This is a genomic window from Nocardia wallacei (assembly GCF_014466955.1).
In the GTDB taxonomy this organism is placed as follows: Bacteria; Actinomycetota; Actinomycetes; order Mycobacteriales; family Mycobacteriaceae; genus Nocardia; species Nocardia wallacei.
Genome location: NZ_AP023396.1, coordinates 3,730,391 through 3,749,654 on the forward strand (window position 1 = coordinate 3,730,391; position 19,264 = coordinate 3,749,654).

Consider the following 19,264-nt stretch of genomic DNA (forward strand, 5'->3'; position numbering starts at 1 on the left):
TGGCTTCCGCGCCCGGGTGATTCCTGGTGTAGCGCGTGACCGCGCCGTCGCAATCCTTCTCGATATCGCCGGAAACGAAGTATGTGTAACTCCCGGTTACAGATAACTCTGTGCCGTTTGCTGACCCGAGGGCCGGGTAGCACCGGGGATGTAGCAGGTACCCACTCGGCACGGTCGGCGACAGGAGGAGGTTGCGGTGCAGATCGGATACAAGCTGGCGGCAGAGGCGTTCGGACCCACGGAACTGATTCGGCAGGCGGTGCGGGCCGAGGCGGCCGGTTTCGACTTCGTCGAGATCAGCGACCATTACCATCCCTGGCTGGACAATCAGGGCCACTCCCCGTTCGCGTGGACGGTGCTCGGCGCCATCGCCGCCCGCACCGAACGCATCGGGCTGGCCACGGGCGTCACCTGTCCGACCGTCCGCTACCACCCCGCGATCATCGCCCAGGCCGCGGCCACGCTGGCGCTGATCTCCGAGGGCCGCTTCACCCTCGGTGTCGGCTCCGGTGAGCGGCTCAACGAGCACGTGGTCGGCACGGGGTTCCCGGACTCGGTACACGAACGGCACCGGCGGCTGCGCGAGGCGCTCGAGATCATCCGGCTGCTGTGGCGCGGCGGCTACCAGTCCTACCACGGCGAATACCTGCAACTGTCGGACGCGCGGGTATTCGACCTGCCCGACGAACCGCCGGTGATCGCGGTGGCCGCGGGCGGCCGCGCCGCCGCCCACCTGGCCGCGGAACTCGGCGACGGCCTGTTCGCCACCGAGCCGAAGGCCGACATCGTCGAGCACTACCACAGCTCCGGCGGCAAGGGCCCCCGCTACGCGGAGGTGCCGATGGCATGGGCCGAGGACCCGCACACCGCGGCGCAGGCGGCCCTGGACACCTCCCGCTGGGCGCTGACAGGCTGGAAAGTCATGAGCGAGTTGCCCAATCCGGTCAACTTCGCCGCGGCCACCACCACCGTGCGGGAAGAAGACATCCGCAACCAGTTCGCCTGCGGCTCGGACCCGGAGGACTACCTGAACGCGGCGCGCCCCTACCTCGAGGCGGGCTTCGATCACCTCGTCATGCAGAACGCCGGACCCGACCCGGACGGCTTCATCGACTTCTTCCGCGACGACCTTGCCGACCGGCTCCGGGCCCTCGACGCCTGAACCGGGTAGGCCGTTACCCCTTGCGCCACCGGTCGTCGGGGAGCCGCTCACTGGCCTGCGGTCCCATCAGCAGCATGCCGCCGTCGACCACATACGACGCGCCGGTCACGTAACCCGCCGCGGGGGTCGCCAGGAACGCCACCACCGCGGCGACCTCCCGCGCGTCGCCGGGACGGCCCAGCGGATAACCCGGCCGCGCCTGCGTCTGCGGGTCGACGTCGCCCTGACCGGTCATCGGAGTCGAAATCTCGCCCGGCGCAACCGAATTCACCGTGATGTCGTATTCGGCCAGCTCCAGCGCCAGCACCTTGGTCAACGCGCCGAGCCCCGCCTTGGCGGCGCAGTAGGGCGCCGCGCCGACCCGCGGGACGTGCTCGTGCACGCTGGTGATGTTGATGATCCGGCCCCCGGCGCCCGCCTCGATCATGTGCCGGGCGGCCCGCTGCGCGCACAGGAACGCGCCGTCCAGATCCACCGACAGCACGTGCCGCCAGGTGTCGAAGTCCATGTCCATGACGCGCTGGGCGCTGCCGGTGCCCGCGCAGTTCACCAGCACGTCGATTCCGCCGAGTTCCTCGGCCAGTTCGTCGATGACCGCCGCCGCGGTGGGCAGATCGCCGAGATCCAGCCGCCGCACGGCCGCCCGGGACCCTGCGGCACGCACCTTCTCGGCGGTGTCGTGGGCCCCCGATTCGTCACTGTGGTAGGTGATGCCGACGTCGACGCCGCCGCCCGCGAGAGCCACGGCGATCGCCTCGCCGATACCCGAGTCCGACCCGGTCACGACCGCCCGGACCGGGGCGCCGGCACGTTCCTGCGTGGAGCGAGCAATTGTGGTCATGCCGGGCGACTACCCGGGCCGCACGGGTGTATGCCGCGAACCCGCGCACTCAGCGCCGAAGACCGCGTAACCGCTTGGAGCGCAACGTCGCCCACACCACCTTGCCCAGCGGCCAGCGCGGCGCGCAGCCCCAGGCGCGGGCGATCCCGGCCACGACATGCAGCCCGCCGGAGAACTCCGCGCCGGGCCCGGGCTCGCGCAGGACGGCCTCGCGCGGATCGGTGTCGGAGACGGCCACGGTGAGCAGATGCCGACGCAGCTCCAGCCGGAGTTCCATGTCGTCGCCGTCCTCGGCGTGGATCAGCGAATTCTCCACCAGCTCGGTCGCGACCAGGCAGGCGTCACCACGGAATTCGGGAATCGACCAGCGTTCGCAGGTCTCGGTGACCAAGCGGCGCGCGCGCCGCCCGCACGCCGGAGTGCGCGCCAGCGACAGCGAGGTGCGCCGCCGGGCGGGCTGTTCGGACAGGCTGTCCAGCGCCGACTCGACCGTCCCGAAAACCGGGAGGAACCGATCCACGCAACCGGAGCGCAACCGCTCGCGCTGCTCGGCCGACTGCGCCACCATCAGCAGCGGCACGGTCGGCCAGGTATCGATGCGCATCCGCGCGCTGGTGAACGCCGTCAGCAGCGGGTCCGCGGCAATCACCAGATCGTCCACCGCGACGATGACCGCGCGCGGCTGGTCCACCGCGTACTTCACCAGATCGTCGCGCAGCCGCCGGTAGGTGACCCCGGTCAGTTCTCCGCGGGGCCGGACGATCGAACAGTTCTCGAATTCCGTTCGAGTCCAGCCGATTCCAGTGTCTCGCATGCGACCTCCGTGTCACCCGCGTCGTCGTATCCGGCCCGCACCCGACGGTCGGCGCGGGGGCCTGCCATACGCTGGCGAGCTACCCAGCCGCACCCGCCACAAACGACGAGTGGCCCGCACCCCGGGGCAGCATCGCCTCGAATCATCGCCTCGCATCCTCCGCCGAGGCACGGCGAGAAGAGCTGCGCGCCAGCGGAATCACCGTCGCCCCGGACACCGGGCAACCTTCCCGATTTCGACCGAATTTCCGCCCCTGACCGGGCGGATCGAAATTTTCCGGGCAAGACCGCGCGGCGGCGGGTTTCTCCTCGGCAACCCCGGGTAGGCGTTCACATGCCAGGAATTGCCAACGCACAACCCACTCCAACGGGATCACTGGAGATCGAGAAGGAGAGGATTCACATGGCAAGATCCGCGAAAATCGGTATCGTCGCGGCGGCTGCCGCCGCACTCGCGGCGCCCCTGCTGGCTGTCCAGCCCGCCGGCGCGGAGCCGTTGGGCGGCTGGTGCGGCGGCGGGGACATGGGCTTCAGCAGCAACCCGCTGGGCATGAACACCGTGCCCGTCCGCGCGACCTTCGACGCCGACGTCGGTGGCTGCGTGGGCGTGCCCACCTCCGAGGTCTCCTTCCACGGAGACTTCACCGGCAACGGCAGCTGCAACGACGCCCTCGGCTACATCGACGGCGTCCTGCGCTGGGCCAACGGCGAGGTCAGCCGCGTCGCCGGACAGTGGCACGTCCCCGGCGGCAACCCCGCCGCCCCGGTGACCAACATCCTCGACATCACCGACGGCCCCGGCTCCGGCGGCAAACTGCACGTCGATCAAGCCCCGGTCGACAGCCAGCCCCTGGCGAACGCCTGTATGAACGGCACCGCCGACCGCGGCCACATCCCCATCAACACCCTGCACTTCAACTGAGCCCCCGACCCCGTGCCCGGCGCGATCACCCGCGCCGGGCACACCTCATGCCACACCCGCCCCGAACTGCCGCGAAGACGGTGCGAGCGTGGCCAGTTCACGCCACTCGGCAATCGGGGCGACGTCCGGCCGGTCAGTGAGAACCTGCAGGCAGAGCTGATCCGCGCCCGCATCGAAGTGCGCTCGCACCCGCTCGGCGACGGCATCGAGGGCCCGGCGGCCACCGCCCGCGACGAGCGCGTCGACGACCCGATCGGCCGGAGTGCCGGACAGTTCGTCGCTCGTGAACCCGAACCGCCGCATGTCCTTGACGTGCGCGCCCCCACCCGCCAGGTAGGCCCCGACATGGGCGCGTGCCAGCTCGCGGGCCGTGACCGGATCGGAGTCGAGCACGACGGCCTGCTCCACCGCCAGCAACGCGGCGGGCCCGAGCCGGGCGCGGGCGTCGCGGGTATGGGCGACCGGGACGAGGTAGGGCAGTGCGCCGTCGGTCCGCGCCGCCGCCAAGCCGAGCATCTTGGGCCCGAGCGCACCCAGGACCCGGCGGCTCGGGACGGTCGGCGGCGGGCTCTGCAGCGGAACCGCGTCCATCGCGTCGAGGTAGGCGCCCATCGTCGCGACCGCGCGCCCGCCCGAGGGGACCCGATGCCCCAGATGGGTCAGCGGGCGGTCGTCGACCCGATGCCCACCGAGGCCCAGGATGAACCGGCCCGGATGCGCCTCGGCGAGTGCGCGTTCCGCGGCGGCCATCGCGATCGGATCGCGAAAGTAGATGTTCGCTATCCCCGTACCGACCGTCAGCGCGTTCGTGGCGCCCAGCAGGATCCCCGCCTGCGTCAACACGTTTCGGCCGAATTCCTCACCGACCCACAGCGTCGCGAACCCGAGCTCCTCGATCTCGGCGGCGAGGTCGCGGACACGCCCCGCGGGCTGCTTGTCCAAGGCCAGGGTCCACAGGCCGAGGCGGCCCACCGTCGTGCTCATTCGTCCTCCAATATAATGAGAGCCACTCACCTTAACCATAGTGAGAGGCTCTCACCTTGTCGAGGAGGTCGTATGCCCCGACCCGCGGCCAGGCGTGCCGACGCGCGCCACAACCGCGAGCGGATTCTCGTGGCCGCCGACGCGGCCTTCCGCCGCGACGGCGTGCGGGCCTCGCTGGCGGAGATCGCGCGCACCTGCGAAATCGCCATAGGCACGCTCTACAAGCATTTTTCGACCCGCGAGGCACTCCTGGAGGCCCTGATCCACGACCGGGTCGTCAACCTGCGGCAGCACGCGGAACAGCGCCTCGGCTCCGACACCCCGTACGAGGCGATGATCGAGTGGTTGCAGGAGTTCGGCCGCTGCGCCTCCGCCTACCAGGGCCTGGCCGAGTCGATCCTGGCCGCCGCGGCGGCCGACGGCTCGGACCTCGATGCCGCCGTCCGAGATATGCGCGCTGCCGCCGGTTCCCTGCTGGCCCAGGCCCAGCGGGCCGGAGCCGTCCGGCCCGACGTCACCCCCGCCGAGGTCTTCGCGCTGGCCTGCGGCGCGGGCGCGGCGAGCCGATACACCGTCACCGACCCCGACCGCCTGCTCCGGCTCGTGGTCGACGGGCTGGCGCCCCGGTGACGACGCGGCGGGCGGCGGCAGGCTCTGAAACCTGTTGCGCGAACTCGCGTTTTATGCCCACCGCGGCGGCCCGTTAGCGTCGGATGCATGGAGTGGAGTTATCGGTCGGCCGTGGAACTTTCGGCCGCGTTGCGTGCTGGTGTGGTGAGCTCGGTGGAACTGACCGAGGCGGCGATCGCGCGGATCGAGCGCGACGACAAGGCGATCAACGCCATCTGCGTGCCCGACTTCGAGCGGGCGCGCGCCGCGGCACGGCAGGCCGACGCGGCACGAGCCCGCGGCGAGGACCGCCCGCTGCTGGGCATCCCGATGACGGTCAAGGAGTCCTACAACATCGCCGGGCTGCCCACCACCTGGGGCATGCGGGAATTCGCGGACTATGTGCCGGCCGAGGACGCGGTCCAGGTGGCGCGGGTGAAGGCCGCCGGCGCGGTGGTGCTCGGCAAGACCAATGTGCCGGTGCTGCTCAAGGATTGGCAGAGCTTCAACGACATCTACGGCACGACCGGCAACCCGTGGGATCTCGACCGCACGCCGGGTGGGTCCTCCGGCGGCTCGGCGGCGGCGCTGGCGGCCGGATTCGGTGCGCTGTCCCTGGGTTCCGACCTCGCCGGTTCGCTGCGGGTGCCCGCGCATTTCTGCGGCATCTACGCACACAAGCCGTCCTTCGGATTGGTCGCCGCACGCGGTATGGTCCCGCCCGGTGTACCGGCCTTGCCGAGCGAGGGCGACCTCGCCGTCGTCGGCCCGATGGCCCGCACCGCCCGCGACCTGGCGCTGTTGCTGGACGTGATGGCCGGGCCCGACCCCCTGACCCACGGCGTCGCCTACGAGCTCGCACTGCCGCCCGCCCGGCATCGGCGATTGCGTGACTTCCGGGTCCTGGTTCTCGACGAGCACCCGCTGCTGCCGACGGGTTCGGCCGTGCGGGCCGCGGTGACCCGCGTCGCCGACGCGCTCGCCGCCGACGGCGCCCGGGTCGAACGCCACAGTCCGCTGCTGCCCGACCTGACCGAAGCCGCCACGCTCTACACGCGGTTGATGGTGTCGAACATCGCCGCGGGGTTCCCCGCGGAGCGGTACGAACAACTGCGCGCCGCCGCGGCCACACTCGATCCCGCCGACCGCGGGCGCGACGCGGAATGGTTGCGCGCCAGCGTATTCAGCCACCGCGACTGGATCGAGGCGAACAACCGCCGCGAACAGCACCGCCACGCCTGGCGGCAACTGTTCGCCGAGTTCGACGCCGTGGTTTGCCCGATCACGCCGACCCCCGCCTTCCCCCACGACCACAACCCCGATCCGCGCCGACAGCACATCGACATCGACGGCACCGCCCACCCCTACGGCGACCAGATGATCTGGCCCGGCGTAGCGACCATGCCCGGACTTCCCGCCACCGCCGTCCCCGCGGGCCGCTCCCCCGAGGGCCTCCCCGTCGGGGTCCAACTGATCGGCCCGATGTTCGAAGACCGCACCCCCCTACGCCTGGCCGAACTCCTGGAGCAGCGAATAGGCGGCTTCGAGGCGCCCGGCGCGCGATGAAAGGTAACGAGCCGAGCCGGGCCGTGAACCGTGCGCCCGGCGGCTCATCCGCCCGTATTGGCTTCTGCCGCAGCGGTTTTCATCGCGGCGCGCGGAATCAGCAGCCCGGCGATCACCGTGCCCACCGCGATGAGCGCGCCGCCCAGCAGGAACGCGGTGGAGTAGCCGTCGCTGAGTCCCGCCGGTGACCGGTCGCCCCCGGTGACCGTGGCGGCCACCGTGGTCAGCACGGCCAGGCCGAGTGCGCCGCCCAGCTGGCGCGAGCTGTTCAGCAGCCCCGACGCCATGCCCGCCTCCTCCCCGGCGACCCCCTGCATGGCGATGGTGCCCATGACCACGAAACTGACACCGATGCCGATGCTGGCCACGATCGAGGGACCGAGGATGTCGGTGAGGAAGGTGCCGCCCGGCCCGCCCGCGCCGAACCAGCCGATCCCGACCGCGCCGAGCAGCCCACCGGCCACGAGTGCGGTGCGGTGGCCGAACCGGTCCACCAGGACCGCCGCCAGCCGCATCCCGACCACGGCGCCGAGCGCGAACGGCACGAAGCAGACACCGGCGATCGCGGGCGTGTACCGCAGCACCGACTGCATGTGCAGCGAGACGAAATAGAAGGCGGTCAGCTGACCGGCGGTGATCATGAAGCCGAAAACATTGGCTCCCGCGACACTTCCGTGGGCGAGCAGCCCCAGCCGCATGAGCGGTTCCCGGACCCGCGTCTCCACCACGATGAACGCCGCCAGCAGCACTACGCCGCCGGCGAGCGTCCCGATCGTCACAGCCGAGGCCCAGCCCTGCTCGTCGGTGCGGACCACGCCGAGAATCAGCAGCAGCATCGCGGCGGTGACCAGCAGCGCGCCGACGATATCCAGTCGCGGCCGCGTGCCCTCGACCGCTCCGCCGATGCCGCGCACGGCCGTGGCCAGCGCGGCGACGACGATCGGCACGTTGATCAGCAGCACCCACCGCCAATCGGCGAAGTCGGTGAGCAGACCGCTGGCCACCACCCCCAGCGCCCCGCCGAGCATGGTCGCGGCCGCCCACATGCCCACCGCCTTGGTGCGCGCGGGTCCCTCCTCGAAGGTGACGGTGATCAGCGCCAACGACAGCGGTGACAGCGCGGCCGCGCCCAGACCCTGCACCGCCCGCGCGCCGATGAGCACCGACTCGTGGGTGGCCAACCCACCCGCGAGGCTGGCCGCGCCGAACAGCACCAGCCCCGCGACCATCGTGCGGCGGCGGCCGATCACGTCACCGAGCCGGCCACCCAGCAGCAGGAATCCGCCGAACACCACGGTGTAGGCGTTGACGACCCATTGCAGCGTGGTGGCCGACAGTCCGAACTCGCCCTGGATCGCCGGTAACGCCACATTCACCACGGACAGATCCAGAGAGACCATGAACTGCACGATCACCACGGTTGCCAGCACGGCGGCCGGTTTGTTCGATTGCGACATCTGCCTCTCCAGAACTGCTGCACGCTTTTAGTAACGTGTCTTTTTAATATGGCTAGCACAGCCCGGCACCCCTGTCGAGAGCGCGGATGGCGACCCTCCACCGATCGAAAACGGATGCGAGGCATCGACTCCGGGCCGCACAGCGCCTCGCAGCGGGCACGACCAGGTTCGCCGTGTCGGCCCGAGCGGCCGGCGCAGAGCTGGTGGCGAGGCGAAATCCGTTGCCGGGCTTGGTGATTCCGTTATGCCGGTGGCGGGCTGATCCGGCCGTTGTGGAAGGCGGTGAACAGCCAGTGGCCGTCGCGCTTGATCGCGGTGCGGGTCTGGATGGACAGGTCTTGCGGGCGGCATTCGGTCGCTCCGGGACGGAGAACGCATACACCGCTGGAGATCACGATCGCCAGGTCCGGTGACAGGAACCTGACCCGGCGATCCTGTGCCGGTCGCACGCGGGTGCCTGCCATGAAGGTGTCGAACCCTTGCTGCATGCTCTCGGCGATCGCTCGGCGGCCGTGAATGTGCTCGCCGGTGACGGCCACGAAATCGGCGTCCTCGGTGAACGTGGCGGCGAACCCCCTGCCGTCGGCCCGCTCCCAGGCGTGCCACTGCCGCTGTTCCAGGTCCGCGAGCGCCGCCTCGTCACCCGCATCCGCCCCGCCGGAGCCCGAGCCGTCTCCCGAACATGCCGTCACGGCCGCCGACGTCAGCGCGGCCAGCGCGACGGCGAGGTACACGGTCTTACGCATAACACACTCCCGATTCTTAGAGTCCAACTCTAGACTCTAACTCTAGAGATAAACTCCAGTCCATGACGGCCAGAAAACAGAGCGCACGGGCACGGCAGACCCGCCGCCGCATCCTCGACGCGGCGGCGGAACTGTTCATCCGGGACGGTTACGGCGCGACCACTCTGCAGGCCATCGCCGACCGCGCCGGCGTGTCGGTCCAGTCCGTCTACTTCGTCTTCGGCAACAAGCGCACGCTGTTGCGGGAACTGGTCCGAACGACCGTGACCGGCGACGACGAGAACACGACCGTGCGCGAACAGCAATGGTTCGACGACGCCCTGGCGGCGGGCACGGCCCCCGACCTCTTGCGGGCAGCGGTCCACGAAGGCCGGCTGATTCTCGACCGGGTCGCACCCATCGCCAAAGTGGTGGACACCGCGATCGCGACCGATTCCGAGGTCAAGGCGGCACTGAACCAGGACGGCAACAGCAGATACACCAACATCCACACGGTGGCCGACGCCCTGGCCGGCAAACCGGGGTTCGCCACGGGTATCACGACCGAGGCCGCCGCCGACGTGCTGTACTGCCTGCTCAGCCCCGAGCTCTACCTCTTGTTCGTCCGTGACCGCGGCTGGTCGCCGGAGCGGTGGGAGAAATGGACCTACCTCACCCTGTGCGCCCGCCTCTGCGACCCGTCCGTCCCGACCGAGAACGACTCGGCCCCTTGATGAACCGCTCCGCACTGCGCTTCGCGAACGGATGGTCGGATCGCCACCGAAGCGCGAGGACCACCGTCACCGGCCGCGCGGCCGCTACTCGGTGGGGATGTCGTCGACGACGGTGTCCAGATGTGCCGAGGGGTCGTCGACGAGGCGTCGCGGGACAGTGGCCCGTGTACCAAAAACCCGGTGCCACAGCCGAATTCGAGCATTCCCGGCATGATCACGGCTCGGAGCGCGCCGAGCCCGGCGTGAAGTCGAACCTCGGCGCGAGACTGGAGCGAAAATGTTGACCGAAATCGGCCCGTAGGCCTGATGTGTGTCCGGAGGGGGACTTGAACCCCCACGCCCATTAATAGGGCACTAGCACCTCAAGCTAGCGCGTCTGCCATTCCGCCACCCGGACCGGTGGTGCTCAGCAAGGTTATCGGATCCGGTCGCAAGGTCCAAATCACGGTTGTTCGTGCAGGTCCTCGGTGATCCGATTGCTGAGCGCCGCCGCGAGTTCTAGTTCTTGACGGCCTCGAGCAGCGCGGCCCGCTGGCGCGAACCCAGTCCGCCGATCCGACGGTCGGCGGGGATCTCCGCTTCGTCCATCAGCTTGGCGGCCTTCACGGGGCCGATGCCGGGCAGCGCCTTGATGACGGCCGCGACCTTGGTCTTCTTGACGAGATCTTCCTTGTCGGCCCGCTCGAGCACCTTCGACAGGGAGATCTTGCCCTTGCGGACCTCCTCGATCAGTTCCGACCGGGCCTTGCGGACCGCGGCCGCCTTGGCCAGCGCAGCGTTGCGTTGCTCGGCGGTCATGGTGGGAAGTGCCATGTCTACTACCTTTCGCTCGTTCGCTGGAACCTCAACGGCACCGATTGAACATCACCGGAGCCCCGGTGGTGGTTCGACACACCGCGAGGATAATCGCGGTCGCGAGCGTTTCGCGACCGCGAACGACCGTGGATGCGGGTGATTTGCCAGGCGCGCGACGGTTGCCGCCGCGCCGATCGGCCGCGACAGTGGACAGCGGTGTCGCGGCCGTACCCGGCCGCGGCCTGTCGACATGCGAAGGAGACGTCCGTGCGCTTCGGCATTTTCATCCCGCAGGGCTGGCGGCTGGACCTGGTCGGCATCGACCCCGCGGCGCAGTGGGGAGTGATGCGCGAGCTGGCTCAGCGCGCCGACGCGGGCGAGGCCTGGGAGTCGCTGTGGGTGTACGACCACTTCCACACCGTGCCGGTGCCGACCGAGGAGGCCACCCACGAGGCGTGGACACTGATGTCGGCGTTCGCGGCGGTCACCTCCCGGATCCGGCTGGGCCAGATGTGTACCGCGATGAGCTACCGCAATCCGGCCTATCTGGCGAAGGTGGCCGCCACCGTGGACCTGATCTCGGGCGGCCGGGTCGAGATGGGCATCGGCGGCGGCTGGTACGAGCACGAGTGGCGCGCCTACGGGTACGGATTCCCTTCCGCCGGTGAGCGTTTGGCCCGCCTCGACGAGGGCGTGCAGATCTTCCGGCAGGCGTGGACCACCGGTTCGGCGACCCTCGACGGCAAGCACTATCAGGTGAACGGCGCCATCGTGCGGCCGCTGCCCGCGCAGCCGGACGGCATCCCGCTGTGGATCGCCGGCGGCGGCGAGAAGAAGACGCTGCGCATCGCGGCGAAGTACGCCGCCTACACCAACTTCAGCGGCGACCCCGAGGGTTTCGCGCACAAGTCGGAGATCCTGCGCGCGCATTGCGCCGATGTCGGCACCGATTTCGACGCGATCGTGCGCTCCTCGAATTTCAATGTCGCGATCGGCCGCACCGCGGCCGAGGTGGAGGACCGCATCGCCGCCCAGATCGCCCGCCTGGCCCCGTTTCTCGGCGCCGAACAGGCCGAGGCGCAGGTCGACCAGATGTTCCGGGGCACCGCGGCGGTCGGGACACCCGAGCAGATCGTCGAAAACCTCACGCGCGTCCGCGATCTCGGCCTCGGCTACGCCATCCTGAACTTCCCCGAGGCGGCCTACGACACCTCCGGTATCGAACTGTTCGAGCGCGAGGTGATCCCCGCCCTGCGCTGACCAGGGCCCGGCGCACCACCCGATATCGTCCCGGCGCGGAACAGAAGCGCCGTACCCGATGCCGTCCGGAGCGGAAGGGAGAAGCGCCACATCCGATGCCGTCCGGAGCGGAGGAGAGAAGCGCCGCACCCGATATCGTCCGGAGCCGAAGGGAGAAGCGCATCGCCCCGGGTGTCGTCCAGCGCGGAAAGGAGAAACGTGGCCGAGCAGCGAGACGCCGTGGCGGTGCTGGAGCGCTGGACCGGGTCCGGCGGCATCTGGCGGGTGCTGAGCCGCCGCCCGGGGCAGATCGTGGTGGGCCTGTACGACTGCGCCGGTGGCACCGAGGTGGATCGGCTGACCTCCGACGACCCGGCCCTGCGGCGCTATCTCGGCGACCGGGCCAGCAGCGAGGACTGAGCCCCTACCGCGCCCGATCCGGACGGCCGAACCACCGCGACAGCGCCTCTCCGAGCCCCTCTCCCCCGGTATCGGACGCCCATGCCACGAATCCGTCCGGCCGCACCAGCAACGCCGAAAGCTCGCGCGGCTGAGCGGGTTTCGCGCAGACCACCCGCACGCACGAGGACCAGGGGGCGGCGAGCGCGCGCAGGCCGGGATCATCGGCGAGATCCAGCAGCAGCGCGCGGCCGTCACCGCAGTGCTCGCCGAGCCGGGTACCGTCGGACAGCTCGATATCGGGCGCGGTCGCGCCGACCAGGGCGTGCCCGCCACCGAGGTCGTAGCGGTGCAGGATCCCCGAGATCTTCTTGAACACCGCCGTCGCGCCGTCGCGCGTGTCCAGCAGCTCCCGCATCACCTTGCGCATCGCGCGGCTGCGCTCGTCCGGCCGCATCACCGCGACCTGCGCCCGCGTCCACTCCAGCACCCATTCCCCGACCGGATGCCGTTCGGCGGTATAGGTGTCCAGCAGGTCGACCGGCGACCGGCCCGCGACTACCGCCGCCAGTTTCCAGCCGAGATTCATCGCGTCCCCGATGCCCAGGTTCAGGCCCTGCCCGCCGAACGGCGAGTGCACATGCGCCGCATCACCGGCGAGCAGCACCCGCCCGCGGCGGTAGTCGGTGGCCTGGCGGGTGTTGTCGCTGAATCGGGTCGCCGAGTGCAGGGCCGTGATCCGCACCGGGACACCGGACACCTTGCGCAGGCTCGCCTGCAGCTCACCGGCGGTGACCGGGGCGTTGCGATCGCGCGGCGGGCCGTCGACCTCGACGGTGAGGAAGCGCCCCGGGATCGGGCCGTAGGCGTAGACGCCGTTGTCGGTGGTGTGCCAGCCGGGGCGCAGGCCCTCGGTGTCCGCCAGTTCCGCCACCGCCTGATACCCGGTGACCACCGGATCGAGGCCGGGGAACTCGAAACCCGCGAGCTTGCGGACCAGACTGCGGCCACCGTCGCAGCCGACCAGCCAGTCGGCGCGAATCACGGTGTCGCCCAACCAGATCGTGACACAGTCGCCGTCGTCGGTGAATCCGGTCAGTTCCACCTGCCGCCGGATCTCGACGCCCAGCTCGGCCGCCCGGTCGCCGAGGATCTGCTCCACATCCTGCTGCGGGACGAACGGCGACCCCTCGATCGGGCCGAGTTCGGCGAAGACCGGATCGTCGGCATCGATGAGCGACCCGTCCAAGAACATTCCGGCGAAATGCCCGCCGAAGCGCCGCGGCTGCTCACCCGCCCGGCCTGTGAACCGCTGCATCGCCGCGACGTGCACGGCCCGCCGCTCGTTCAGCCGCGGCAGCAGCCCCCGCCGGTAGAACGCCTGCAGGGTCGGTACATTGACGCCGCCCGCCTTGAGCGTCGGGTCGATCTCGGGCAGCCGTTCCACCACCAGCACGTCCACCCCCGCCAGCCGCAGTTCGCACGCCAGCAACAGTCCCACGGGCCCGGCCCCGGCCACCACCACATCGAATGTCTCGGTCATGGAATCGAGCGTGCCGCTGGCCGATTGCGCCGGACTTGCGTGCGGCTTGCGTCGTGCTCGCAAACCCGTCGGCCGCACCGGTTCTCGGTTGTTGGGGAACGGAATTGTCTGGCAGACTCCGTATGCCCGACTCCACCCGAGCAGTTCCGGCGAAAGGCGGACACGATGACCGGGCCGTCTCCCTACGATGCGTCCGACCAGACGCTGCCGCTGGCCGAGCGGTACGCCGGTACCGAGGCGGTCGATCTGGACGGCACACGGGTCCATCCGCTGTACTCCGAAGCGTTGGGCGCCGATCCCGTCGCGGTCACCCTGACCCTGCACGCCGCCGCTCCCCCGCCCGGACTGCTGGGCCTGGGCATCGGGTTGTCGGTGCTGGGCGGGCACGTCGCCCTGCAGGGCCGGCGGCTGCGCGGCGTGGATGTGTGGACCGACGCGATGGCGGGCGGCGTCGCGCTGGAGGTGTGCGCGGCCGCTCCGGACGCTTCGTTCACGCTGACCCCGGTGTGGATGGACGACACCGGCGCCACCGAGTCCTGGACCGGCAACTACGGCCTGCTCATCGACCGCGCCGCGAGCGGGCATCCGCTGCTGCGTTGTAGCGCGGGTATCGGGCCGCCGGATTTCGGCGAGCTGGTGGTGGAGGTCGAGACGGTCGCCGCGCCGACCGATCAGAGCCGTTACCGCCGGTCGCTGTACGAACTGGGGGTGGCGATGCACGGCCGCGGCGATGTCGAGCAGGCGTGTGCGCTGTGGAGCCAGGCGGCGGGTTTCGGGCACGCGGGCGCGGCCTACGACCTCGGCGTGGTGCGGTACCGGCAGGGCGACCTCGCCGACGCCGAGCGCTGGTGGCGGGCCGCCGCCGACCACGGCGACACCCGGGCCATGGCCGGACTCGCCGAAGTGCTGGACCGCCAAGGCAATTCGAGCGAGGCCCAGCGCTGGCGCGCCTATGCCGCCGGCTCCGCCATCACCTGAGCGGCCCCGGTCAGGCCGCGTGCAGTTCCGGCAGCGGCCCGAGCAGCAGGCTGCCTCCGGCCACGAGAGCGGCCAGGCACGCCGCGGCGAACACCAGCACCCACAGCAGCGCCGGCAGCTTGGTCAGGTGGGCCAGCTGATCGGCGTCCGACCCGTCGCCGCGCACCCGCACGCGCTGCAACTCCACCACGGCCCGCAGCCCGCCGATGAGCAGGAACCAGGCCACGGCGTAACCGAATACGCCCTGCCACACCACGGTTCCGTACCAGGACACCGCCAGGGTGACGGCCCCGGTCACCACCACCGCCACGAATCCGAACAGGTTCCGGATCACCAGCAGCAGCACCACGAGTGCGGCCACCACCAGCCACAGCATCAGCGTCAACCGGCCCATCCCGAGCAACGCCGCACAGCCCAGGCCGACCAGCGACGGCGCGGGATATCCGGCCAGCGTCGTCAGGACCATGCCGAGGCCGTACGGCTTTCCGCGCGACACCGTCACGCCGGAGGTGTCCGAATGCAGCCGGATGCCGCGCAGCGTCCGCCCGGTCAGCACCGCCACCACCGCGTGCCCGACCTCGTGGGCGATCGTCACCACGGTGCGCAGCACCCGCCACACCGGCGGGTACATCACCAGGACCAGTGCCGCGGCCCCGGTCGCCACCACGACCCACAGCGGCGGATGCGGCGAGACATCGCCCAACCGATCCGTCACCGACGACACCGAACTGCTCAACTCCGACAGATCCACCGCCGCAGACTAGCGGCGCACCGGGCCACCCGCACCCCGGCCACCCGCCGTTCAGCCCCGGCCCAGCGCCTCGGTGGCCGGTTGGTCCTGCATGCTCTCGATGAACCAGTTCGGGTACACCGGCGCGGGCGGCATGGCCTCGCTCAGTTCGGCGATCTCGTCGGCGCTCAGCCGCACGTCGAGTGCGCCGAGGTTGTCCTCGAGCTGATGCAGTTTGCTGGCGCCGAGCAGCACGCTGGTGACCGCGGGCTGGGCCAGCAGCCACGCCAGCGCGACCTGGGCGACGCTCGCGTCGTGCTTGTCGGCGATCACCCGCATGCGCTCCACCAGCGCGAAGCCCTGCTCCTTGTCGAAGGGCAGGATGTCGAATCCGGCCAGCCGGTTGTCCGGGTCGCGCAGCGACTCCCGGGTGTACTTGCCGCTGAGGAACCCCGAGGCCAGCGGGCTCCACACCGTCAGGCCCATGCCGTAGCGGTCCATCATCGGGATCACGTCGCGTTCCACGTCGCGGCCGACGAGCGAGTAGTTCATCTGCCCGTGGGTGAAGGGCGCTAGTCCGTTGGCGCGCTGGATCTCCGCCGCGGCGGCCACCTTCCACGGCGACCAGTTGGAGAAGCCGAGGTAGCGCGCCTTACCCGAGCGCACCACGTCGTCGAGCGCGGCGAGGGTTTCCTCGAGCGGCGTGAACGGGTCCTCCCGGTGCGCGATGTAGACATCCACCCAGTCGGTCCCGAGCCGTCGCAGGCTCTGGTCGATGGACCACTGGATGTGCCGCCGGGACAGACCCGCCTGCGTGAGCGACTCCCCGGTCCGGAAGCCGACCTTGGTCGCGATGACCACCTCGTCGCGGCGAGCGCGCAGCGCCCGGCCGAGCAGCACCTCCGACTCGCCGCCCGCGTAGCCGTCGGCGGTGTCGAAGAAGTTGATGCCCGCCTCGAGCGCGCGGCCGACCAATTCGTCCGCGAGTTCGGCGCCCACCTTGTACACCGCGTCGATATCGCTGTTGCCCGCGGTGAACGTCATGGCCCCGAACGCCATTCGGGAAACGATCAAACCGGTCTTGCCGAGCGTGCTGAACTCCATGGCAGCAGACATTATCCGGCGCGGATGCGACGAGCCAGGCGTGCGGTGATCGCCCGTAGCGGAATCGCCGCACCCGGCATGCCCGCCGCCTCACGCCGCCGCGACGGTTTCCCGGCGCGATCCTCGCGGCCGCCCGGGATCGGCCACCAGGCCGAACTCGATGAGACTCGCGGCGGTATCCAGCAGCGTCTCCGCGAGCGGCCGCATGGTCCATCCCAGTTCCCGCCGCGCCTTGTCCGCGCTCACCCGCTCGCGACGGCCCAGATAACGCGCCGCGGTCCGCGCGGACTCGTCGAACCGGGCCGCCAGCCGCACCAGCAGCCCCGGCATCGTCCGGGTGGTCACCCGATACCGCGCGGCCAGCGTCCGGGCCATCGCCGTCATCGAAACCTGTTCGCCCGCACAGATATACCGGTTCCCGGCCGCCTCCGGCGTTTCCAGCGCCAGCCGGTGCGCCGTCGCCGCGTCGCGCACGTCGACGGTGGCGAACCCGATCGGCGGCACCCCGGGCATGGCCCCCGACAACACCATCTGCACGGCGGCCACCGACGTGCCGACCGCCGGATGCCGCACGGGCCCCAGGATCATCCCCGGATTGATCGCGACCAGCTCCACACCCTCGTTCTCCCGCGCGAACTCCCAGGCCGCGCGCTCGGCGAGGGTCTTGCTCTTCTCGTAGGCGTCGCAGACCGCCACCTCCGACCAGTCCGCCTCGGTGCAGACCCGATCGGGATGCCCGACCCGGACCGCGGCGATCGAGGACGTCAGCACCACACGCCGCACGGTCCCGGCCGCGGCGGCGGCGCGCAGTACCCGCAGCGTGCCGTCCACGGCGGGCCGCACCAGCTCGTCCTCGTGGTCGGGAGCGCCGGGCGGGAACGGCGAGGCGGTGTGCACCACGTACCGGCAGCCCGCCGCGGCCTGCGCCCAGCCCGCGTCGTCGCCGAGATCCGCGGCCACCAGTTCCACCTCGGGCAGCCGGTCTGCCAGCTCGGCGGTGACCGCGCGTGCGGTGCCGCGCACCCGATAGCCGTGCGCGAGCAGCTCCGCCACCACGTGACCCGCCAGGTATCCCGAAACCCCCGTCACCAGAACACGATCCGCCATGACGTCTCCGATCTAAGCATTGTTCAGAATGTAATCACTGTATAGATTCTCGGAGGTGTCGCTGTCAACCCCGTACGCTCGGCACATGCCGCCGACCAAGGACCGCTACCACCACGGCGCGTTGCGCGAGGAGCTGTTGCGCGCGTGCCTGCAGCTGATCGACACCGAGGGGCTGGCCGCGGTGAGCCTGCGGCGCGTCGCCCGCGAGGCGGGTGTGAGTCCCGGTGCGCCGTACCACCATTTCGCCGATCGCGCCGCGTTGCTGGCCGCGCTGTCGGCCCGCGGATTCGACCTGCTGACAGCGCGATTGGCGGCCGCGCGCGCCGCCGCGCCGACCCCCATCGGCAGCCTCACCACACTGGCCGACGCCTACGTGCGCTTCGCGCAGGACCAGCCCGCCTATTTCCGGCTGATGTTCCGGCCCGAGCTGTCGCAACCGGACAAGAACCCCGAGGCGCGCGCCGCCGGTGACGCCGCCTTCGCGGTACTGGCCGATACCATCGCCGAGATCGTCGCCGAGGGCGCGCTCCCCGCCGCCGAGGCGGACGCCGTCGCCGTCGCGGCGTGGAGCATGGCGCACGGACTGGCCGCGCTGGCCATCGACGGCCAGCTCACCAAGCGCGCCGACCAGCTCGGCACCACCGCCCCCGATCTGGGTGGTCGCATCACCCGCCTGTTCGCCGACCTGATCGAGGCCCGAGCGCGGGACCGAATCTGATTAGCGCCGCCGCACCCGGCTATGTCTCCACCGTGGGTGGACCGAGCAGGATCGCCCACCCTCTAGGCTGTGCACCGCACGCCCGCCACCGCCGGACAACCCGGCACGACCCACGAGGAGAAGCCAGATGAGATCCCCGCGATGGCCTGCCGCAGCCGCCGTCGGATTGGCTGTCGCCACAGCGCTTCTCGTCGGATGCAGCGACGTCGAGAAGGCGCTCAACAAAGGTGGCGACACCCCGTGCGGTGAGTACGTGAAGCAGGATCAGGACACCAAGCGCACCACGGTCACGAAGTTCGTCAAGCAGCAGACCGGCGACGAGAACGAACCGGCGGGCACCCAGGTCGATCTGACCATGGCCGCGGTGGAGTTCCTGTGCGGCAATCAGCGCAACGCCGACACCCCGATCAAGAACGCCGACGTCGCGGGCATCTTCTTCAACAAGTAGCGCCGCCGGGCAGGCTCGGAACTCAGTGCGCCGGACCGGGTTCCGAGCCTTCGGCCGCCGCGTCGGGTTGCTGGTGCCCGCCCGACAGCTTGTGCTGTGCCTCCGGCTCGCGAGCGCCGGGGTCGTCGCTCTCGCCGCCGCCGTTGCGGCAGTCCGGTTCGGCGACGGTGTCGGTGACGTGCACCTGTTCCCACTTCAGCCCGACGGCCAGCACCGCCGAGGTCGCACCCAGTACCGCGGCGGCCGCCAGCGCGACACCGGCCAGGGTTCGGCACACACGCACCAAGACACAACTCCTTCGGTCGGGGTGGATCGATCGAGCGATCATTCGCGCGCAGTGATAGCAGACAACCATCACCGCGCCCCCGGGCCCGGGCAATGCCCCCGGCG

Annotated in this window: 21 protein-coding genes and 1 tRNA gene; 10 read left to right on the top strand and 12 right to left on the bottom strand. The window is 70.5% G+C overall.

The window, feature by feature from the left end; genetic code table 11:
• Nucleotides 1-196: 196 nt before the first annotated feature.
• Nucleotides 197-1,162: a TIGR03557 family F420-dependent LLM class oxidoreductase gene (locus NWFMUON74_RS16535; RefSeq protein WP_187688657.1), complete on the top strand. Its 966-nt coding sequence runs from the start codon at nucleotides 197-199 to the stop codon at nucleotides 1,160-1,162.
• A gap of 13 nt (nucleotides 1,163-1,175) precedes the next feature.
• Here the strand turns inward: NWFMUON74_RS16535 and NWFMUON74_RS16540 are convergent, their stop codons facing one another.
• On the bottom strand, nucleotides 1,176-2,003 hold the full coding sequence (locus NWFMUON74_RS16540) for an SDR family oxidoreductase (protein ID WP_187688658.1): 828 nt from the start codon (nucleotides 2,001-2,003) through the stop codon (nucleotides 1,176-1,178).
• A 49-nt stretch (nucleotides 2,004-2,052) separates the two neighbouring features.
• Nucleotides 2,053-2,817: a hypothetical protein gene (locus tag NWFMUON74_RS16545; RefSeq protein ID WP_187688659.1), complete on the bottom strand. Its 765-nt coding sequence runs from the start codon at nucleotides 2,815-2,817 to the stop codon at nucleotides 2,053-2,055.
• Nucleotides 2,818-3,219: 402 nt separating this feature from the next.
• Here NWFMUON74_RS16545 and NWFMUON74_RS16550 point away from each other — a divergent pair, with 402 nt between their 5' ends.
• Nucleotides 3,220-3,738, top strand: a complete 519-nt coding sequence (locus NWFMUON74_RS16550; RefSeq protein WP_187688660.1) for a hypothetical protein — start codon at nucleotides 3,220-3,222, stop codon at nucleotides 3,736-3,738.
• Nucleotides 3,739-3,783: 45 nt separating this feature from the next.
• On the opposite strand, the gene NWFMUON74_RS16555 is transcribed toward NWFMUON74_RS16550, so the two are convergent.
• The gene (locus NWFMUON74_RS16555) at nucleotides 3,784-4,722 is read right to left on the bottom strand and encodes a TIGR03620 family F420-dependent LLM class oxidoreductase (RefSeq protein WP_187688661.1); all 939 of its coding nucleotides are present in this window, start codon (nucleotides 4,720-4,722) and stop codon (nucleotides 3,784-3,786) included.
• A 72-nt stretch (nucleotides 4,723-4,794) separates the two neighbouring features.
• Here NWFMUON74_RS16555 and NWFMUON74_RS16560 point away from each other — a divergent pair, with 72 nt between their 5' ends.
• Both NWFMUON74_RS16560 and NWFMUON74_RS16565 read left to right on the top strand, forming a co-directional pair.
• Nucleotides 4,795-5,352, top strand: coding sequence for a TetR/AcrR family transcriptional regulator (locus NWFMUON74_RS16560; protein WP_187688662.1), 558 nt, complete (start codon nucleotides 4,795-4,797; stop codon nucleotides 5,350-5,352).
• Nucleotides 5,353-5,439: 87 nt separating this feature from the next.
• On the top strand, nucleotides 5,440-6,897 hold the full coding sequence (locus tag NWFMUON74_RS16565) for an amidase (RefSeq protein WP_187688663.1): 1,458 nt from the start codon (nucleotides 5,440-5,442) through the stop codon (nucleotides 6,895-6,897).
• A gap of 44 nt (nucleotides 6,898-6,941) precedes the next feature.
• Here NWFMUON74_RS16565 and NWFMUON74_RS16570 read toward each other — a convergent pair whose 3' ends face one another.
• Both NWFMUON74_RS16570 and NWFMUON74_RS16575 read right to left on the bottom strand, forming a co-directional pair.
• Nucleotides 6,942-8,354 (bottom strand): MFS transporter, encoded by a 1,413-nt coding sequence (locus NWFMUON74_RS16570; protein WP_187688664.1) that lies wholly within the window; start codon nucleotides 8,352-8,354, stop codon nucleotides 6,942-6,944.
• A gap of 242 nt (nucleotides 8,355-8,596) precedes the next feature.
• Complete coding sequence (locus NWFMUON74_RS16575; RefSeq protein ID WP_187688665.1) at nucleotides 8,597-9,100, bottom strand: SgcJ/EcaC family oxidoreductase; 504 nt, start codon at nucleotides 9,098-9,100, stop codon at nucleotides 8,597-8,599.
• A 62-nt stretch (nucleotides 9,101-9,162) separates the two neighbouring features.
• Here NWFMUON74_RS16575 and NWFMUON74_RS16580 point away from each other — a divergent pair, with 62 nt between their 5' ends.
• Nucleotides 9,163-9,813 (top strand): TetR/AcrR family transcriptional regulator, encoded by a 651-nt coding sequence (locus tag NWFMUON74_RS16580; protein ID WP_187688666.1) that lies wholly within the window; start codon nucleotides 9,163-9,165, stop codon nucleotides 9,811-9,813.
• 311 nt (nucleotides 9,814-10,124) lie between these two features.
• Here NWFMUON74_RS16580 and NWFMUON74_RS16585 read toward each other — a convergent pair.
• Nucleotides 10,125-10,210: transfer RNA gene (locus tag NWFMUON74_RS16585), tRNA-Leu, on the bottom strand.
• 101 nt (nucleotides 10,211-10,311) lie between these two features.
• On the bottom strand, nucleotides 10,312-10,626 hold the full coding sequence (gene mihF, locus NWFMUON74_RS16590; protein ID WP_187688667.1) for an integration host factor, actinobacterial type: 315 nt from the start codon (nucleotides 10,624-10,626) through the stop codon (nucleotides 10,312-10,314).
• Between the two features lie 249 nt (nucleotides 10,627-10,875).
• Between mihF and NWFMUON74_RS16595 the strand changes: the two genes are divergently transcribed.
• Both NWFMUON74_RS16595 and NWFMUON74_RS16600 read left to right on the top strand, forming a co-directional pair.
• A complete protein-coding gene (locus NWFMUON74_RS16595; protein ID WP_187688668.1) occupies nucleotides 10,876-11,868 on the top strand; it encodes an LLM class F420-dependent oxidoreductase in 993 nt (330 codons plus the stop codon).
• Nucleotides 11,869-12,066: 198 nt separating this feature from the next.
• A complete protein-coding gene (locus NWFMUON74_RS16600) occupies nucleotides 12,067-12,267 on the top strand; it encodes a hypothetical protein (RefSeq protein ID WP_232111067.1) in 201 nt (66 codons plus the stop codon).
• A gap of 4 nt (nucleotides 12,268-12,271) precedes the next feature.
• On the opposite strand, the gene NWFMUON74_RS16605 is transcribed toward NWFMUON74_RS16600, so the two are convergent.
• Nucleotides 12,272-13,789, bottom strand: a complete 1,518-nt coding sequence (locus NWFMUON74_RS16605) for an FAD-dependent monooxygenase (RefSeq protein WP_187688669.1) — start codon at nucleotides 13,787-13,789, stop codon at nucleotides 12,272-12,274.
• A 165-nt stretch (nucleotides 13,790-13,954) separates the two neighbouring features.
• Between NWFMUON74_RS16605 and NWFMUON74_RS16610 the strand changes: the two genes are divergently transcribed.
• Nucleotides 13,955-14,767, top strand: a complete 813-nt coding sequence (locus tag NWFMUON74_RS16610; protein ID WP_187688670.1) for a tetratricopeptide repeat protein — start codon at nucleotides 13,955-13,957, stop codon at nucleotides 14,765-14,767.
• Between the two features lie 10 nt (nucleotides 14,768-14,777).
• Here NWFMUON74_RS16610 and NWFMUON74_RS16615 read toward each other — a convergent pair whose 3' ends face one another.
• From NWFMUON74_RS16615 to NWFMUON74_RS16625, 3 genes are all read right to left on the bottom strand, one after another.
• Complete coding sequence (locus tag NWFMUON74_RS16615) at nucleotides 14,778-15,518, bottom strand: M50 family metallopeptidase (protein WP_187688671.1); 741 nt, start codon at nucleotides 15,516-15,518, stop codon at nucleotides 14,778-14,780.
• Nucleotides 15,519-15,569: 51 nt separating this feature from the next.
• The gene (locus NWFMUON74_RS16620) at nucleotides 15,570-16,601 is read right to left on the bottom strand and encodes an aldo/keto reductase (RefSeq protein ID WP_187688672.1); all 1,032 of its coding nucleotides are present in this window, start codon (nucleotides 16,599-16,601) and stop codon (nucleotides 15,570-15,572) included.
• Between the two features lie 90 nt (nucleotides 16,602-16,691).
• Complete coding sequence (locus tag NWFMUON74_RS16625; RefSeq protein WP_187688673.1) at nucleotides 16,692-17,708, bottom strand: SDR family oxidoreductase; 1,017 nt, start codon at nucleotides 17,706-17,708, stop codon at nucleotides 16,692-16,694.
• 85 nt (nucleotides 17,709-17,793) lie between these two features.
• On the opposite strand from NWFMUON74_RS16625, the gene NWFMUON74_RS16630 reads away from it, so the two are divergent.
• Both NWFMUON74_RS16630 and NWFMUON74_RS16635 read left to right on the top strand, forming a co-directional pair.
• Nucleotides 17,794-18,426, top strand: coding sequence for a TetR/AcrR family transcriptional regulator (locus NWFMUON74_RS16630; protein ID WP_187688674.1), 633 nt, complete (start codon nucleotides 17,794-17,796; stop codon nucleotides 18,424-18,426).
• A gap of 127 nt (nucleotides 18,427-18,553) precedes the next feature.
• Nucleotides 18,554-18,874: a hypothetical protein gene (locus tag NWFMUON74_RS16635; protein ID WP_187688675.1), complete on the top strand. Its 321-nt coding sequence runs from the start codon at nucleotides 18,554-18,556 to the stop codon at nucleotides 18,872-18,874.
• Nucleotides 18,875-18,896: 22 nt separating this feature from the next.
• Here NWFMUON74_RS16635 and NWFMUON74_RS16640 read toward each other — a convergent pair whose 3' ends face one another.
• The gene (locus tag NWFMUON74_RS16640; RefSeq protein ID WP_187688676.1) at nucleotides 18,897-19,157 is read right to left on the bottom strand and encodes a hypothetical protein; all 261 of its coding nucleotides are present in this window, start codon (nucleotides 19,155-19,157) and stop codon (nucleotides 18,897-18,899) included.
• Nucleotides 19,158-19,264: the final 107 nt, after the last annotated feature.